The organism is Marinifilum sp. D714 (assembly GCF_030851345.1).
Taxonomy (GTDB): Bacteria; Bacteroidota; Bacteroidia; order Bacteroidales; family Marinifilaceae; genus Marinifilum.
This window is the reverse complement of record NZ_JALPNU010000030.1, coordinates 23,901-41,518: the sequence shown is the minus strand read 5'-3', so window position 1 is coordinate 41,518 and position 17,618 is coordinate 23,901. Positions and strand designations below refer to the sequence as shown.

The following is a 17,618-nucleotide window of genomic DNA, read 5'->3' as shown; positions in this document are numbered from 1 at the left end:
GACTGGTAACATTTCCAGAAGAATACATCTATGGCAGTGCTAAAGATTACAGAGGCGAAAAAGGAACATTGGAAGATGTTATTGTTGTAATGTAATAGCCACACGAAAGGATTCGTGCGGCAGCGGGGGGTACATCTCTCCTCTAGGAGAGAATTGATTTACAGCTTTACAAAAAATGTCAGGCTTTTTGTATTCATGAATTAACATACCTGCCAGGTTTTAGAAACCTGACAGGTATTTTACTATACAACTATATTCCAAATTGCCGCAAGTCTGTGACTTGTGGCTAAAACCATAACATACAAGTCTGTTAAAATGGCTGGGTTTAATTTACTTACTGCAGAACCAACCAATTATTGCTACATTAGTAATTCCTTATTTGTACAATAATTATGAGTCAGATCTCAATTTAAAGATATACTTGTTGAAAGTTAAGAAGTATTGATGTTATTGCCACAAGTCTCAGACTTGCGGCAGTTGGGGATCCAGAAACTGGAAAGTACATTGGTAAAGGGTACTTAGGAACTGGCTTCAAGTCAATTAATCATGAAACAGGGAAATCCACAAATTATATAGGAGCGTAAATGAAAAAATCAAATAATATGAAAATTGAAGAATTTATTGTAAGTATGAACAAACTTGCTCCTACTGCAAAAGATATTGTTAATAATAGCAATGGGCTAGTAGATATTGATAAAGAATTTGCGGAAGATTTAAGGGAAGATTACTTAATTTCTTTTAATAGTGATTTTAGTGCAAGTAATGATAAACTATATGATCTTATTTATCAATCAAATATCTCTTCCAAGACTATTGGGCATTTATATTTCGATAATAAAATAACACAGTATGATGATAGGTTAAGAGTTTTCGGAAGGTATCATGATGTATATTATTTAGCAGAAGATATTGTGACAAATGAAATAAAGAGTGTGAATAGAGAAAGCCAAAATGTAGAAAGTACATGTGCATTTAATATCAATTTATTTCTAGAGGCAATTATAATTTATCAAAGAATATTTGTAACATGTATGGTGAGAAAAGAAAAGGTCGATTTTTCTGAAATTACCACTTTAAAAAAGACCATTGGAGAAGAAGGATTTATTCATTTTTTTAAAGTATTATTGGAAACGTTTATTGAATTGCCTCCAGATGTAAGTAGCTTGTGAAGGCCCAAATAGTCCGAGTATGCACTAACTGCTGGTGCGAGCGTGCCGCTCGTATCTATTTTCAAAGAAAATAATGTAAACACAACCCACTTGCAATAATGTGAGTGGGTTTTTTAATGCATTTATTCAAAACCTCTCTGTCCTTCGAGCATCTCTTCCCTATTATCGGGACAGGCTTTTGCATTCAGTAATTTTCCATTATTGTCTGGCATTGCAAGCCTATTTCTTGATATTCCCGCACTATTTTTTGCTAGCCTTGGCTTAGGTATTGTTCTTTTTGGCTTACCAGTTAAACTCGCCTATGTATTTTCTGCTCTTCTTGGGTTATTTTCTATCACTTTTGGCTTAGATACTGGCAATGCCCACTTACTTACTTCTGGCCCCGCCCTATTTTCTGTCAATCCCGTATTATTTGTTGCCATTCCCGTCGGGTATATTAACTTCTATGGCGGGATTGGCAGATCGTAAGCCGAGCTTGTTAACTTCTAAGGCAGGATTGGCAGATCGTAAGCCGAGCTTGTTAACTTCTAAGGCAGGATTGGCAGATCGTAAGCCGAGCTTGTTAACTTCTAAGGCAGGATTGGCAGTTCGTACGGCGGGTTTAACAATATCTATGATGGGATTGGCAGGTCGTAAGGTGGGATTGGCTACTTCTATGGCGGGGCTGGCAGATCGTAAGGCGGAATTGGCTACTTCTAAGGTGTTTTATTTGATATTCATAATCACATACCAAACAACTACTAAATTATGCCTTGGTATGTACCAAAAATGCATTAAAAACTACATTCAAACAATTAAACCCACTCAATACACCAAAACTCCTACTCAAACTAAACCCAAGCATATTAAACCATTACGAAAGGATAGTTTTTCACTTATAAGTTTTATAATATTTTCACAAAGTTTTAATGGCACAAAAACTAAATCAATCACACAATTATTACATAATTGTTTAATTTGGTTTTTATTAATAACTTAATACTTTCAAAAAATCAATACTATTACAATTGAAAATTAAAACTATGAAAGAAAACAGATCGATTAATTTAAGTTATCCTGAATTAATACAACGTGCCGATAGAGTTGCTATGGTTGTACAGCGCGATATCACAGAATTTCAAAAGTATGGCTATGCCGAAAATGTTCACGAAGAGGTTGCCGCAAAATGTCTTGCTTTTAAAGAGGTAGAATCGGACATGTTTTGGGAAGGACAAAAGGTATTGGCCACCAACAAAAAAGAGAATTGCAAAGGCAAATTGGTAGAAATTCTTGGTGAGTTTGCATTTAAATCGAAATTGGCTTTGGGTGAGCATACGAAAGAATACAAAATGTTTCGATTTACTGGCTTAAAGAAACTTAACGATAAAGAGTTAATTCCTTATGCATCGCATGTAATTAAAACCGCCAGGTTAATGCCGGATGAATTGGCGAAACGGAATTTAACCATTGAGGATTTTACCGCTGCCGAATCTGCTACCAAGGCATTGGATGATGCCATAGATGCTCAGGCCGATGCCATAGCGGTTCGCGAACAAAAAAGCTTAGAACGCCTAAATAAGGGTAGCGAACTTTATAAGATGATTTCGGAGCTTTGTGATGTAGGCAAAAGAATTTGGGAACACAAGAACGAAGCATTCTATAATGACTATGTTTTGTTTGGTTCAAGCAAATCAACATCGCATAGCGAAGAAGAAGAAACAGAAAGTGTAGTGGAGGAAACAAGTACCGGGGAATAATAGTTTCGTCTTACAAGCCAATTTAAATATACAAGCGGTTGCCATTCGCATATTTTTAGACCAAGATCATTTACATTGAAAATGGCATAAAAAAAATCCTTCCGAATATCATCGAAAGGATTTTTTTAGTACCCAGGGCCGGGATCGAACCGGCACGGGTTGCCCCACTGGTGTTTGAGACCAGCGCGTCTACCAATTCCGCCACCTGGGCATTGCTTTTGAATGCGATGCAAATATAGACCTTTGTTTGATTCTCGCAAAACAAAAACTACATTTTTTTGAAAAAAAAGTGATAAAAAAATCTCAGCACATGAGGCGGAAAGCCCCACAAGTACTGAGATTCATATTTTTACACTCAAAAGAAATATTTCATTTGAGCAGCATTTTTTTTTAAAATTTTATTGTGGCATGCTGTATTCAAGGCCTGCTCCTGGTCCCAATGGCAATCCTAGAAGAATCCAAACCATCAAAACAATTACCCAAACCACGAAAAATGCAACCGAATATGGCAACATGGTAGCAATAATGGTTCCAATACCTGCATTCTTTTCGTATTTCTGGAAATAAGCAATGATTAAAGCAAAGAAACTCATCATTGGAGAAATTACATTGGTAACACTATCCCCTATTCGGTACACCACCTGCGACAGTTCCGGCGAATAACCCATCAGCATAAACATCGGGATGAAAATTGGTGCCATAATGGCCCATTTTGCCGATGCCGATCCCATAAGCATATTAATAAGTGCCGATAGAAGCACGAAAAGAATCATTAATGGAATCATACCGATTTCGGCAGCCATCAATGCTCCTGCCCCTTTAATGGCCATAATTACCCCCAAGTTCGACCATTTGAAATAGGCAACAAATTGCGCTGCAAAAAACACCAGTACATAGTATCCGGCAAGAGATTGCATCGATTTTGCCATTCCCTTCATGATATCTGCATCGTTTTTAAAAACTTTGGCTCCAAATCCGTAAGCAATACCACATCCTCCTGCTCCTAAAAATAGCAAGGCTACTACCCCTTTAATTAAAGGTGAAGTTAAGAATCCACCATCTGGTCCTCTAAAGAATCCATCTTCCGGAATTAATCCCCAAAGGGTAATGGCAGTTAAGAAAATCACTACATACAAAGCCCAACGCAAGCCTCTGCGTTCTAAATCCGTGATGTCATGAATTTCTTCCTTGTGTAAACCAGCATCTTTATATACACCCAAACGTGGTTCAATTAATTTATCGGTAACCAAGGTACCCACAATGGCAATTACAAAGGTAGAAGCCACCATAAAGTAATAGTTGGCGGTTGGATTTACCGTAACCGTAGGATCAACAATGCGAGCAGCCTCTTGCGAAAGACCTGCAATCAAAGGATCGATGGTTCCCAGAATTAAGTTGGCCGAGAATCCACCTGACACACCGGCAAAAGCAGCTGCCATACCAGCAATTGGATGTCGATCAACTGCCACGAAAATAATCCCTGCCAAAGGAATTAAAAGTACATATCCTACATCAGAAGCTGTATTTGATAAGATACCAGATAGTACCAATACGAAGGTTAGCATCTTTTTAGGTGCCGATAATACCAGTTTGCGAATTAATGTTCCAATTAATCCACTACTTTCGGCAATACCAATCCCCAACATGGCTACCATTACAATTCCTAAAGGCGCAAATCCGGTAAAGTTATCTACCATTTCTATCAGAATGCGATGCAATCCTTCAATAGATAATAAATTTACCACCTCGATGGTTTCTTTGGTTCCTGGATGAACTGCCTGCCATCCGAATAGGGATGCCAATCCCGATAATAAAATTGCCATTACAGCAAAAATTGCAAATAAGGTAGCTGGATGCGGCAAGGCATTTCCGAATTTCTCTGTTACATTCAGAAACCTATCGGTCCAACTTTTCTTTTTCTGTACACTCTTCTCCATTTTAATCAGTTAAGGTTGGTTTAGTTTGTTGTCAATTCATGTGAAGCCACAAAAAAAGTGAAAAAAGAATTATGCTGCAAGAAGAATTGTAAGCTTAATATTTTTTGGTTCTATATGAAATACAGTGGGTAATCAAAACAATTGCAAACTAAGATGAGTGATAATTTATTCTCTATACTTTGATGTGCTCCAGCCGCATGGCTCATCCTTTTTCCATTGATGAAAAAGGATGCAAAATCCCGATAGCTATCGGGACTAGGGCGTGTAAGTTCAAACTATTTATACTTGAAAAATTTAAGTGCGGCGGCGTGATCTTCTCCCGATTATGATTTTTGTTGCATTTGCTTCTCAAATGCTTACAAAATCTATTTCGGGATCAGCTTCCCCGTCTTACTAAAAATTTTTCTGCCTCTAATTAGCTTGATCTTCCAATGCCCAGAATCGTAACTGGAGGATAGTAAAGGTCGATAATGATAACCTTAATTACCCAATAATAAATGATACAGAGTTACATTTTTCATACCTGTATCAGTTTTTCTGCTTAATGATTTCTACCTTAACTTCTGATTTATAGCACAAAACTTAATTTTAACGACCATAGAAGGAACATTAACATCAGGATTTTCTATCTTAGTATAAAGATTATTGATTTGTAATAAACTATTTCCCCAATTAAATTTGATAGGAAATCAATAAAATCACACAAACAAAACTTAACTGATATGCCTAACTTAACAACAAACTACCTAGGACTTGATTTAAAGAATCCAATTATTGTTGCCAGCTCTGGTTTAACTGATTCCGTAGAAAAATTAGTGGAATTGGAAGAAAATGGTGCGGGTGCCATTGTTCTAAAGTCTCTTTTCGAAGAAGAAATCATCATGGAAATGGAAGAGCAAATGCATGCCATGACAAGTCGTCCTTACGTTTATCCGGAGACTTTTGATTACATGCAGGAAGAGCCACATGAGGATATTCTTCGCAAGTACTTAAGGTTAATTGAAGAGGCCAAAGCCGCCGTATCGATTCCTGTAATTGCAAGTATCAACTGCGTTAGCGCCGAAAAGTGGACCTATTTTTCCCGAGAAATTGAAAAGGCTGGAGCCGATGCACTAGAGATTAACTTGTTTGTTTTGCCAACTGACATGAACAGATCTGGTGAAGAAAACGAGAAAATTTATTACGACGTTTTGAAAACCGTTAAAGACCAAGTTGCCATTCCTGTTGCTTTAAAAATTAGTCCTTACCATTCGAACCTGGCCAATATGATCAAGAAGTTGGATGATATGGATGCTGATGGAATTGTAATGTTCAACCGTTTTTACAGTCCTGATATCGATATTCATAATCTAGGTATTACCAACGGACAGGTTCTTTCTCATTCGGATGATTACAAAAATTCATTAAGATGGATTGGCATCATGTCGGATAGAGTGAAATGTTCATTGGCTGGAACGACCGGGATTCATACTTCCGAGAGCATTATCAAACACATTTTGGTTGGTGCTGATGCCGTTCAGTTGGCTTCTGTGATTTACAAAAACGGACCAGAATACATTGATATTTTATTAAAAGAAATCTACTCTTGGATGGAAGACCAGGGATTCGAAAACATTCGCGACTTTAAAGGAAAGATGTGTCAGTCGAATGCTAATGATCCTGCTGCCTACCAAAGAGTTCAGTTTATGAAGCATTTTAGAAATTTCATTATGTGCTAAAATCTTTTATTTTCAATTAAATACAGCATGCCCGAACCCATTTTTTGGTTCGGGCTTTTTTGTGAGTTGAATTCCTGAAAAAAATCACATAAATTTCCTGTATTAAGGATTAAATCCTGAAACTTATAGCTTCTTATAACAGAACACATAAGCAGCTTTCCCTGTTGATATGCTTAGCATGTATAAGCACTATGAATACAACGGCATTTCAATTTTATACCTTTTGAGAATAAAAAGACAAACCAATTGAAATTAGAGAACTTAGAATTCAAAACAGTTGAAATAAACTGATAAAAATCATTACTATTTAGATTTAGTTTTATTAAATTGTATTCTTCTCAAGTATTAACCCTTAATACCACAATAAATTCATAATCAGATGGAAATTACAACTTCACAAGAACTCAAAAAGAATTTTGGAGTACAAGAAACACTAAATCGACTAGGCATAGCAGATGTAAATGCCGGAGTATCAACTGGAACTGAATGGTTCGATTGTAAGGGAGATATCACAGAATCGTATTCCCCTATTGACGGATCGCTTATTGCAAAAGTTAAAAATGCTAATAAGAATGATTATGAAAAAGTTCTGGTAAAAGCTCAGGAAGCCTTTAAGGTTTGGAGAAAAATGCCAGCACCAAAACGAGGTGAAATCGTCCGACAAATTGGAAATGCTTTACGCGATGCCAAAGAAGATTTGGGCAAATTGGTTAGCCTGGAAATGGGTAAGATTTACCAGGAAGGTTTGGGCGAAGTTCAGGAAATGATTGATATTTGCGACTTTGCAGTGGGACAATCGAGAATGCTTTACGGATTTACCATGCATTCGGAAAGACCAGATCACAAAATGATGGATCAGTATCATCCCTTGGGATTGGTTGGTGTAATTTCTGCATTCAACTTCCCGGTTGCCGTTTGGGCATGGAATGCCATGATTGCAGCGGTTTGTGGTGATGTTGTAATTTGGAAACCCAGCTCAAAAGTGCCACTTTGTGCCATTGCTTGCCACAAAATCATTCAAAAAGTATTAAAAGACAATAACGTTCCTGAAGGTGTATTCAACTTAGTGGTTGCAAAATCATCGGTAATGGGCGATAATTTTATAGAAGACAAGCGTGTTCCGTTGATTTCCGTTACCGGATCGACAGCCATTGGTAAGAGAGTTGCCGAAAAAGTAGGTGCTCGTTTGGGAAGAACCATTGCAGAATTGGGTGGAAACAATGCCATCATTGTTGCTCCTACTGCCGATTTGGATATGGCCATTCCGGGCATCGTGTTTGGTTCGGTGGGAACAGCTGGTCAGCGTTGTACTTCAACTCGTCGTTTGATTATTCACGAAAGCATTTATGATGATGTGAAGAACCGATTGCTAAATGCCTACAAGCAAGTTGAGACCAAAATTGGCAATCCGCTTGATGAAAACACATTGGTGGGACCAGTGATTGATGAAGGAGCGGTTGAGGTTTACCAAAATGCCATTGCAGAGGTGAAGAAAGCTGGTGGTAATATTGTATTTGGCGACAAAGTACTGGAAGGAAACTATGTATTACCAACTTTCTGTGAGGTAGAAAACCACTGGCAAATTGTTCAGGATGAATCCTTTGTTCCTGTTCTGTACATCATGAAATACAGTACACTTGATGAAGCCATTGAACTGCACAACAATGTTCCTCAAGGTTTATCCTCATCGATATTTACCCTAAACATGAGAGAAGCACAAACCTTTATTTCTGCCGTAGGTAGCGATTGTGGTATTGCCAATGTAAACATCGGAACATCGGGTGCCGAAATTGGTGGTGCTTTTGGTGGTGAAAAAGAAACAGGTGGTGGTCGCGAGTCAGGCTCCGATTCCTGGAAGACATACATGAGAAGACAAACCAACACCCTAAACTTTGGAAACGATTTGCCTTTGGCTCAGGGAATCAAGTTTGATCTGTAATTCAACCGATACTAGATTTTCAACATTTTTGCCTCGACTTTAGTCGGGGCTTTTTTTGTATCAAAAACTCAAGCTTTCACCTAGCAAAATCCTAAATTCACGAAATAAGCAGGCATTGACACAAAAGCCTTTCACATAATTTTTTAAACACTATATAAATTCTTATTTTTGAAGCAACACTATACCTTGCAATCTGTTTACTATGCTGAAAAAAATACTTACCTCTTTCTTTATTGTTTTGCTTTTGACAATCATTGTTTTAGGCTATCTATATCTTCAAAAACAAAAGGAATACAAAGGCGTTGATCCTTTTTCAGCAATTCCTGTAAACTCGGAATTAATCGTTCAATTTGAAAGTTTAGAGCAACTCATTACAAAATTGGAAAACAATACTGGCATCTGGACAGAGTTGAGCAAGTTCGAAAAAATTGCAAAAATCAACGAGAACCTTCAGTTCATAGATAGTTTGGCAAGTAAGATTGATTCCGATCATCAATTTACATTGGACCGATCATTTACCATGGCCAGTCATCTGCAAGGAAAAAATGACATTGAATATTTGTACATTCTGCCAATACTGGATTATCTGGAAGAAAAGAAACTACAAACTGCTGTTTCGAATTGGATTGGGCCAGACTTGGCATTGCGAGAACGAAACTATCAAAACACAACCCTATACAGCATTCCTGCAGCCAGCAAAAAGGAAAAAGAATTACACTTTACCTTCTCAAAAGGCTTGTTCCTGGCGAGTAGATCGATGCTATTATTGGAAAACTCTGTTCGCCAGTTAAGCACTGATAATTCTATATCTAAAACCAAAGGATTTGAGCAAATCAGAAGAACCATTGGCAAAAATGTCGATGCAAATATCTTCTTGAACTTAAAGACTTTCCCAAAACAAATTTCCTTTTCATTAAACAAGGAATATAGCAAATTCATTCGCAATTATACCAATATTGGAAACTGGACAGAGCTAGATTTGAGTTTCAGAAATAGAATTATCCTGATGAATGGATTTACCTATAGTGATCCAAGTCAAGGAAACCTGATGAACCTGTTTTTACAGCAAGAACCTGTGAAGATGGAAATGGAATCCATTCTTCCGGCTACAACTGGCGTTTTGGCCGTGTTGGGCATAGACGACCCACTGCTTCACAAAGGTAAATACCGCAAATTTTTAGATCAGATGGGCAAACTTTCAGACTATCAGAAAGCCATTAATGACCTGAAAAAGAAAACAGGTGAAGATTTTGAAGAGATCATTTTCTCGATCATTTATAAAGAAATTGGATTGGCCTTTGCAGAAGGAAATGCCGATAAAAAATTTACTGTAATCCGTACCAAGAGTGCCAGTATCGCAAAAGAGAAGATGCTAAAACCAATTCTTGGTTTTGCGAAAAACCAGGAACGAACCCTATCCTACTACAAAAGGACTTACAAACTCGATTCTGAAACTTCTTTTGACATTTACCGATTACCAGAAGATCGACTACCAGAAAAGTTATTTGGTAGTTTCTTTAGTGATGCCTCATCGGCTTACTTTACCTTTATCGATAACTATTTGGTAATGGGGCCAAGCATTAATGCATTGTCTGAATTTATTCAGGAATCTGTGTTGGGTAAGACTTTGGACAGCAATCAAAACTATCAGGAAAACAAAGAGTTTTTATCGAATAAAGCGAACTTCTTCTTTTACACTTCAACGCCAAAGGCAAATCGTTTTATCACGAGTTTTTTGAATGAGGAACTACAATCTGAAATACGAAACCATAAGGAAAGTGTTAACAAATTTCAGGCAGTTGGCTTGCAATTGAGCTCAAACAGAAATCTGGTATATAACAACTTGTTTATTGAATATGATCCGGTTCTGGAATCGGCTCCTCAAACCGATTGGGAATCGAGAATTGATACTTGTTTCCGTCACAAACCATATCTGGTTAAAAACCACTATACCAAAGAGAATGAAATCTTTGTGCAAGATATTCAAAACCAAATTTACCTGGTAAATCCATCAGGTAGAGTGCTTTGGAAAAAACCTTTGGATTCACAGATAATCGGTAAGGTTGAACAAATCGACTATTTCAAAAACAACAAGCTGCAATACCTTTTTGCAACCAAGAATCATTTGCACTTGATCGATAGAAACGGAAACTACGTAAAAAATTATCCAATTCGCCTGAAAGCAGAAGCTGCTCATGGCATAGCCATTTTCGATTACGACAAGAACAAAAATTACCGCATTTTTATTCCTTGTAAGAATCAGCGTGTATATGCTTATTCAAAAGAGGGTAAAATTATTACGGGATGGAATCCTGCCAAAGCAGAAAACCCGATTACTTGCGAAATTCAACATTTCAGAATTGGAGGCAAAGATTACATTGCTTATGCTGATAAGTACAGAGTTTACATTTTAAACCGTCGTGGTGCCGAAAGAGTGAAACTGAAAAAGCAATTCTCTAAATCGGAGAACAATCCTTTTTATCTTGAGAAACAAGGTAATCGATTGGTGACTAGTGATACCAATGGAAACATTCATTACATCTACTTTAATGGCAAGGTCGAGTCTAGGTCTTTCACTCAGTTGTCGGAAGCACATTATTTTACGGCAGCCGATTTAAATTCCGATGGAAAGAACGAATATCTTTTTGCTGATTACAATTTCCTAAAAATTTTCGATGCATCGGGGAATCAAAAGCTAGAGAAGAAATTCGATTCTGGAATTAGCTACAGACCCAATGTTTACAAGTTCTCGAGAAGAAAAATAGAAATTGGCATATGCACGGAAAACGAAAATAAAATCTACTTAATCGATTTGAAAGGAAATAATCATTCTGGCTTCCCGTTAAAGGGCAACACCGAATTTTCAATTGGTTTTGCCAAAGCGGGCAACAAATCGTTTAATCTTTATGTAGGTGATAATCGCAACTTCTTATTAAACTATTCCGTACACTAGGCCGTTTGTCAACAATATCAACGAATTAATGTATCAAATCTATTTTCTTACATGATTAATTGTTTTTTTGATCCAGACAATATTTAACATTAAAGCTAGGGTTTTAGGTGTTGAATTCGGTTCAAAACTAATATTGTTTATTTAATTACATTACTATGATATCTAAATCACGATTTCTGATTCCACTTATACTATGTGGACTTTTGGCCATTTCAACACAATCTTGCTTCGATTCTGATGATTACGATATGGATCGCTTATCGGATAAAGTTGAATGGACTCCAAACATGATTGCTCCTGTTGGATATGGAACCTATACGCTTTGGTATCTTTTAAACGAACATGAGCTAGATCCAAACGATCAAACCATATTTTTGGAAGGAAACAACCTTGTGATAAGACATCGTGAAAATGATATTTTTACTTATGCTGTGGATGAAGTGTTAGACTTTCCCAATCAGGTGAGTCAAAACCTTGGTATCACAATTGGTACTTTCGTGGGAGTTCCACATTCATCGATCCCTACGAATCCAATACCATTTTCTGAAACATTCCCAGTTGATGCCGGAAATCCAGACATTATTCTTTCTGATTTGCAGCTAAATGCAACTATCGATTTAAGCTTAAGCAACCCTTTGAATACCGAAATTGATTTAACGGTTACATTTCCTGGAATAACTGAAAGTGGAACCGTGGTGACTCGAACTTTTCGTGTAGGGGCTAATGCTAACAATCAACCAGAAAGCATTACACTTAACAATGCTACAGTCAATTTTAAAACTCCGTACACTGCCAGTAACGAAGTTAACATTGATTTCTCAGTTTACATACGTGATAATGGAACTACTATCAGCGGAAGCGGAGATGTAGGAGTCAACTTAACGGTGCAGAATATCGACTTTATAACTGCATCAGGTGATTTTGGCAAGCAAGTAATTAACATTGGAACAGGTAGTATTGACCTAGGTGTTGACTTTTGGGATGATGTAGATGGTGATTATCGTTTTGCAGATCCTAAAATTCATGTTCACTTGCGCAATTCGGTTGGTGTTCCTTTTGCCATAAACGCAAACATCACTGGTTATAGCTCAAGCGGATCTACACAAAATTTAAATCCGGATGTATTGCAACCCACTAATTATCCTAAAACCATTGCCGATGTTTTAGATACTCCTAATGAAGAAACCATTACATACGATAAAAACAATTCAGATATTGTTGATTTAATGGCATTGCCTCCATCAGACAGGTTGGATTACTTTGGCAATGTAAGTTTAAATCCTGATCTGGTATACATTTCCACTCAGCCAAACATTGTCAGCAATAGTTCAAGAATTGATGCCGATATCGAAATTGAAATTCCGTTGGAATTTACCGCAACAAACCTAACGCTTAAGGATACAATTGATGGTGTTGACATTGACGATGCCGATAAGGTAATGAACGCCGCAGTAGTAATAACAGCACAAAATGGTTACCCACTTGATGTTACCGTTGAAAACATTCAGCTTACCGATGCCAACTACAATGTAATTGATGAAATTAAGGACAATGAAGTAATTGATGCTGCTTCGGTTTATACTTCGGGAACAAATATTGGTGTAGTTGATCCGAACTCGATTAAGGAAGTTTCCCACGAAATTAAATTAACACAATCTCAAATTGCAAATCTTAACAAAACTGAAAACATCATTATAAATGCAATTGTAAGTACCCAAAATGGAGGAATCCCGGTGAAACTAAAAGGCGATTACGAACTAAAGTTCACCATATCGGTGCAAGCACAACTTGACTTAAGCAACTAAAATCAGCACTTTAAAACATCCTATAATGACAAGATTTTTAACCAAGATATCTCTAGCAGGATTAATTTTTTTGATTTCGAATATGAACGGTGTGGCTCAAAAACTGAACAACACTTTGTATTTAATGCAAAATGTACCTCAATCAAACCAAGTAAATCCAGCCATACAGCCAGAGTGTAAAGTCTTTGTTGGCTTCCCGGCTCTTAGTTCCATCTATTTTAATTACAGCAATAGCAGCTTTGCTTACAATGATATAATCACCGATGGAACAGGCATTAGAAGCGATTCATTGGTAGTAAATGTGAATAGCTTTCACGATGCATTAAAAACCACAAACTTTCTTTCTCAGCAATTTGAATTGACACTTTTTGCTTTGGGAATTCGAGCAAAAGACTTCTATTTCACTCTTGATGTAATCGAGAAAGAAGACTCGCGCTTTAGTTTCGACAAGGAGATGATTACCTTTTTAAAGAATGGTAATTATGACTTTAGAGGACGAACTGCCAATTGGGGTGGATTAGGCGTTGATGCCAATACATATCATGAAATTGCCTTGGGAGTTTCGAAGAAAATCAACGACAAGTGGACTGTTGGCGTAAAAGGGAAAGTTCTTTTTGGTATTGCCAATCTTCATATGGAAGAGTCAGACATGTCCGTTTTTACATCCTTAACTGGCGATCAAGTGATATTAAACTCTAAGCATCGATTAAGAGCATCTGTTCCAATCAATCAGATTACTTACGATGCCAATGGTTTTGTTGATGACATCAATTTTAGTAGTGATGATTTCGATGAAGATTTTTTCTTGAATACCGATAACAAAGGTTTTGCTGTTGACTTGGGTATGACTTACAAAATGGATGAGAAAACCACACTTTACGCAAGTGTACTTGATATTGGAGGCATTACTTGGAAATCGAACGGCTATGAGTTTGTTCAAGATGGATCATTCACCTACAATGGTGCAGACTGGTCACAATCGGGAAATTCAAACGATCCGAACTATAGGGAAATAGAAGATGTTTTTGATGATTTGGTAGACGATATCGAAGACGAGTTTCGTGTGTCAGATTTAACTGGCTCTTACTCTGTGGGCTTACCAACCAAGATTTACTTGGGAGGTTCGCATCAAATTCATAATAGGGTAAATTTAGGAGCTTTAAGTCGAACAGAGATTTTCAATGGCAAGGTTCAATCATCACTAACTTTATCGGCTAATGCAAGATTTTTTAGAAACCTAAGTACAAGCTTAAGCTATACTGCTGTAAACAATTCTTACAATAATATAGGATTTGGAGTAGCCGCTAAACTTGGTCCTGTGCAATTTTATACCATTACCGATAATGTATTGGCAGCAATTCGACCAAACAGTGCTCAAGTTGCCAATGTGCGCTTTGGCTTTAACCTATTGTTTGGCTGTAAGGATAAAAACAAAAAGAAGGACGAATGCTCTTGGTTTGAGCCATTAGGAAATAAAAAGAAACCATTATACAAATAAGTTGTAACTTTATATTGCTCTGTGTGAACAGAGTGTTTACATCAATTTAAATTCCGGGCTACCTTCTGTGGGTAGTCCTTTTTTATGTAAAGACGCACGGCCGTGCGTTTTTACTTGTTTTATACTGATTCATTAATGACCTTAGGGTTAAATTTGTTTTGCATTTAACGCTGTCATTAATCTATTGGCATTATACCAGGTGCTTAACTCATTATCAAAATAGTATTAAATAAAAATAGATACGACAATCCACTTTTAAGTTTCATTAACTTTTGTTTAAATCATTTAGCACATTTACAACCTACATTTGTAATGTACAAAACAGAGAAGTTTTTTCATAGAATTAGATTTAGGTTAGTAAATAATGGTTAGAAGAAAATCCCGGACTGAACAAGTTCGGGATTTTTCTTTGGTATAAATCGAACACTAAAATGCACTTTTAAACTTTATTAACTTTTGTTTAAACCATTTAGCACATTTACAACCTACATTTGTAATGTACAAAACAGAGAAGTTTTTTCATAGAATTAGATTTAGGTTAGTAAATAGTGGTTAGAAGAAAATCCCAAACTTGCGAGTTCGGGATTTTTCTTTGGCATAAATCAATATCAGTCTCAACACCTATAGCATACCAATTCATATGCTCCTATTTACTCATTCGTTATAATTCTGTTATCTTTGTCATTCAAATTATAAGAATATGGCATTTATAAAGTTTATCATTATTGCTGTCGGTATTTATTACCTGCTAAAATTGATCATTCGTGCAATGTTCCCTTTTTTGGTGCAGAAAACTTTTGATAAAATGCAAAAAGAGGCCAACAGACAGCAACAAGAACAAGAAAAGCGAGAAGGTGAAGTTACCATCGATAAAAATTCAAATACCAAATCCAATCCAAACAAAAAGGATGTAGGTGATTATGTGGATTTCGAAGAAGTGGATTAATTATTTTTTTAATCTTCTGCTACGCAAACGATAGTATTACACTATCCAGCAAATAAATTATCAAAAACACTAGAAATTAATGATATGGAAAAGCCATCGAATGGCTTTTTTTGTATTTTTGTGTTTCGTTCAAATTAAAATAATAAACTCAAAATATAAGATTTATGGCTCAGGAAGATGTTTTCAAGAAACTGGTTGCCCATTGTAAGGAATACGGTTTTGTATTTCAGTCGTCGGAGATTTACGATGGACTAAGTGCTGTTTACGATTACGCACAATTGGGTGTTGAATTGAAAAACAACATCAAAAAGTATTGGTGGGATTCAATGGTAAAATTGCACGAAAATGTAGTAGGGATTGATTCCGCTATTTTTATGCACCCAACCATTTGGAAAGCATCGGGCCACGTTGATGCTTTTAATGATCCTTTGATAGATAACAAAGATTCGAAGAAACGTTACCGTGCTGATGTTTTAATCGAGGATTTGATGGCCAAGTTTGAGGCTAAAATGGATAAGGAAGTTGCTAAGGCGAAGAAAAAGTTTGGAGACTCTTTCGATGAAGAGCAATTCAGAGCAACCAACCCTCGTGTAAAAGCAAACCAGGAAAAAATGGATGCGGTACACAAACGTTTTGTTGAGGCTTTGGACAAGAACGACCTTGAGGAATTAAAGCAAATCATTATCGATAATGAGATTGCCTGTCCGATTTCAGGTACCAAGAACTGGACTGATGTTCGTCAGTTCAATTTGATGTTCTCAACTGAAATGGGTTCTACTGCCGATGGAAGTAGCAAAATTTTCCTTCGTCCGGAAACTGCACAGGGTATTTTCGTAAACTACCTAAATGTTCAGAAAACTGGTCGTATGAAGATTCCTTTCGGGATTGCTCAGATTGGTAAGGCATTCCGTAACGAGATTGTAGCTCGTCAGTTCATCTTCCGCATGCGTGAGTTCGAACAAATGGAACTTCAGTTCTTTGTTCGTCCGGGAGAAGAAATGAAATGGTTCGACAAATGGAAAGAAACGCGTATGAGCTGGCACAAAGCTTTAGGTTTCTCTGAAGACAAATACCGTTTCCACGATCACGATAAGTTGGCTCATTACGCTAACGCTGCAACCGATGTTGAATTTAAATTCCCATTCGGATTTAAAGAGGTGGAAGGAATTCACTCTCGTACCGATTTCGATTTAAGCCAGCATCAGGAATTCTCAGGAAAGAAAATTCAGTATTTCGATCCTGAACTGAACAAGAGCTATGTTCCTTACGTAGTGGAAACCTCGATTGGTGTTGACCGTATGTTCCTTCAGATTATGTCGGAAGCTTATGCAGAAGAGAAAATCGAGAAAGAAGATGGAAAAACCGACGAACGTGTTGTATTAAGACTACCTGCTGCTTTGGCTCCAATCAAGTTGGCAGTTATGCCATTAACAAAGAAAGATGGTCTTCCTGAAAAAGCTCGTGAAATCATCAACGACTTGAAATTCGATTTCAACTGTCAGTACGATGAGAAAGACTCAATTGGTAAGCGTTACCGTCGTCAGGATGCTATTGGTACTCCATTCTGTGTAACTGTTGATCACCAATCATTGGAAGACAACACCGTTACCATTCGTCATCGCGATAGCATGGAACAAGAGCGTATCGAGATTTCTAAACTAGCTGAAATCTTAGATTCACATGTTAGCATGAAATCTTTATTCAAGAAATTGAAATAAGCGAATTTCAAAATATAGGAAAGCCATTCTCGTTTGAGGATGGCTTTTTTTTTGTTTTCACCTCATCCTAACCTTCTCCTTTAGGGCAAGGAAAAAGAGCTGCAAAAAAATAATTCTGCAATTTGAGGGGCTCCCCCTAAGTAAGGCTCTCAATAAAATAAGCCCCACATAGTCATACCCTGACATTTACAGCTTGCTT

The 17,618-nt window shown here is 37.0% G+C and carries 11 protein-coding genes and 1 tRNA gene; 10 read left to right on the top strand and 2 right to left on the bottom strand.

What is annotated here, in order from left to right:
* Positions 1 to 602: 602 nt before the first annotated feature.
* The 3 genes from M0051_RS17845 to M0051_RS17835 all read left to right on the top strand — a co-directional run bounded on the left by M0051_RS17845 (position 603) and on the right by M0051_RS17835 (position 2,905).
* Positions 603 to 1,169, top strand: coding sequence for a hypothetical protein (locus tag M0051_RS17845; protein ID WP_306742910.1), 567 nt, complete (start codon positions 603 to 605; stop codon positions 1,167 to 1,169).
* Between the two features lie 454 nt (positions 1,170 to 1,623).
* On the top strand, positions 1,624 to 2,148 hold the full coding sequence (locus M0051_RS17840) for a hypothetical protein (RefSeq protein WP_306742909.1): 525 nt from the start codon (positions 1,624 to 1,626) through the stop codon (positions 2,146 to 2,148).
* Between the two features lie 43 nt (positions 2,149 to 2,191).
* Positions 2,192 to 2,905: a hypothetical protein gene (locus tag M0051_RS17835; RefSeq protein WP_306742907.1), complete on the top strand. Its 714-nt coding sequence runs from the start codon at positions 2,192 to 2,194 to the stop codon at positions 2,903 to 2,905.
* 129 nt (positions 2,906 to 3,034) lie between these two features.
* Here the strand turns inward: M0051_RS17835 and M0051_RS17830 are convergent.
* Together M0051_RS17830 and M0051_RS17825 are read right to left on the bottom strand one after the other, a co-directional pair.
* Positions 3,035 to 3,116 (bottom strand) — tRNA-Leu (locus tag M0051_RS17830).
* A gap of 187 nt (positions 3,117 to 3,303) precedes the next feature.
* Positions 3,304 to 4,842: an AbgT family transporter gene (locus M0051_RS17825; protein ID WP_306742905.1), complete on the bottom strand. Its 1,539-nt coding sequence runs from the start codon at positions 4,840 to 4,842 to the stop codon at positions 3,304 to 3,306.
* Between the two features lie 722 nt (positions 4,843 to 5,564).
* On the opposite strand from M0051_RS17825, the gene M0051_RS17820 reads away from it, so the two are divergent.
* From M0051_RS17820 to M0051_RS17790, 7 genes are all read left to right on the top strand, one after another.
* Complete coding sequence (locus M0051_RS17820) at positions 5,565 to 6,560, top strand: dihydroorotate dehydrogenase-like protein (RefSeq protein WP_306742904.1); 996 nt, start codon at positions 5,565 to 5,567, stop codon at positions 6,558 to 6,560.
* Between the two features lie 379 nt (positions 6,561 to 6,939).
* A complete protein-coding gene (locus M0051_RS17815; protein WP_306742903.1) occupies positions 6,940 to 8,499 on the top strand; it encodes an aldehyde dehydrogenase family protein in 1,560 nt (519 codons plus the stop codon).
* A gap of 202 nt (positions 8,500 to 8,701) precedes the next feature.
* Positions 8,702 to 11,452 (top strand): DUF3352 domain-containing protein, encoded by a 2,751-nt coding sequence (locus tag M0051_RS17810; RefSeq protein ID WP_306742902.1) that lies wholly within the window; start codon positions 8,702 to 8,704, stop codon positions 11,450 to 11,452.
* A 155-nt stretch (positions 11,453 to 11,607) separates the two neighbouring features.
* On the top strand, positions 11,608 to 13,257 hold the full coding sequence (locus tag M0051_RS17805) for a hypothetical protein (protein WP_306742901.1): 1,650 nt from the start codon (positions 11,608 to 11,610) through the stop codon (positions 13,255 to 13,257).
* A 25-nt stretch (positions 13,258 to 13,282) separates the two neighbouring features.
* On the top strand, positions 13,283 to 14,755 hold the full coding sequence (locus tag M0051_RS17800; protein WP_306742900.1) for a DUF5723 family protein: 1,473 nt from the start codon (positions 13,283 to 13,285) through the stop codon (positions 14,753 to 14,755).
* 700 nt (positions 14,756 to 15,455) lie between these two features.
* Positions 15,456 to 15,701, top strand: coding sequence for a DUF4834 family protein (locus M0051_RS17795; RefSeq protein ID WP_306742899.1), 246 nt, complete (start codon positions 15,456 to 15,458; stop codon positions 15,699 to 15,701).
* A 164-nt stretch (positions 15,702 to 15,865) separates the two neighbouring features.
* The gene (locus M0051_RS17790; RefSeq protein ID WP_110362616.1) at positions 15,866 to 17,419 is read left to right on the top strand and encodes a glycine--tRNA ligase; all 1,554 of its coding nucleotides are present in this window, start codon (positions 15,866 to 15,868) and stop codon (positions 17,417 to 17,419) included.
* Positions 17,420 to 17,618 lie beyond the last annotated feature (199 nt).